2 protein-coding genes are annotated in these 1,017 nt (G+C 74.6%); both read right to left on the reverse strand.

The features are described 5' to 3' along the window. Nucleotides 1-670: SDR family oxidoreductase (locus tag ACTIDRAF_RS0219390; RefSeq protein WP_016700383.1), on the reverse strand; the 670-nt coding region annotated here is incomplete at its 3' end. Continuing rightward, nucleotides 667-933 (reverse strand): Atu4866 domain-containing protein, encoded by a 267-nt coding sequence (locus ACTIDRAF_RS0219395; protein WP_016700384.1) that lies wholly within the window; start codon nucleotides 931-933, stop codon nucleotides 667-669. The genes ACTIDRAF_RS0219395 and ACTIDRAF_RS0219390, both read right to left, overlap by 4 nt. Nucleotides 934-1,017: the final 84 nt, after the last annotated feature.

A 1,017-nucleotide genomic window follows, 5' to 3' on the forward strand; every position in this document is an offset into this window, starting at 1 on the left:
CCGCGAACGCGATCGCCGAGGCGACCGCCTCGGCCGGCAGGGCCACCGCCCGGTAGACGTCCATGTCGGCCCGCGCCCTCGGGTCCGAGATGCTGTCGGCGAGCTCCGACTCGGTGACCCCCGGGGAGACGACGCTGACCCGGATGTCGCCCCCGGTCTCCTGGCGCAGCGCCTCGGCGACGGCCCACACCGCGAACTTCGTCCCGCAGTACACCGCCCCGGTGGGCACGACCTCGTGCGCGCCGACCGAGGCGACGGTGACCACGTGCCCGGCCCCCTGCCGGCGCATCACCGGGAGGGCGGCGGCGATGCCGTGCAGCACGCCGCGCAGGTTGACGTCGATCGTGCGGTCCCACTCGTCGATCCGCAGCGCCTCGAGCGGCGACAACGGCATCACGCCGGCGTTGTTCACCAGGACGTCGACCCGGCCGAACGCGGCCAGCGCCGCGTCCACGAACGCGCGGACGTCGTCGAGGTCGGTGACGTCCAGCCGGCGTGCCCGCGCGACGCCCCCGGCCTCCTCGATCTCCCGGACGATCCGGTCGAGCCGGTCGGTGCGCCGGGCTCCGAGCAGCACCCGGTGCCCGTCGGCGGCCAACCGCCGCGCGGTGGCCTCCCCGATGCCGCTGCTGGCCCCGGTGACCAGCACCACCTTCCGCTGGTCGGTCATGCGACCCCTCCTTCGCGGGACGGCACCAGGTGCTCGTGGTGGAGGACGCCGTCCCGGATGTCACCGCTCGCGGTGAACCGGGTGTCGTCCACCCAGTCGAGGTGGTTCCCGGTCACGGTGCAGCTGCCGGTGTGGGCGCTACGCCGTGATCCCGGTGCCTCGTCGTAGCGGCCGTCGGGACGTGGTTCCTGACGGATGTGGCCGTCGGCGGTGACCCACGTGCCCACCACGTGGGCGGCCTCGCGGGGCGCGTTGGTGTCCATCCCCTCGTCTCCCTCGTCGTCGGTCCGTTCCTGCCTCCCTCACCCTGTCGGGGTGGCGGGGTGGGGGGCAGGGTCAGCGGGGGC

Origin of the sequence: Actinoalloteichus spitiensis RMV-1378 (genome assembly GCF_000239155.1) — a bacterium.
GTDB lineage: Bacteria > Actinomycetota > Actinomycetes > Mycobacteriales > Pseudonocardiaceae > Actinoalloteichus_B > Actinoalloteichus_B spitiensis.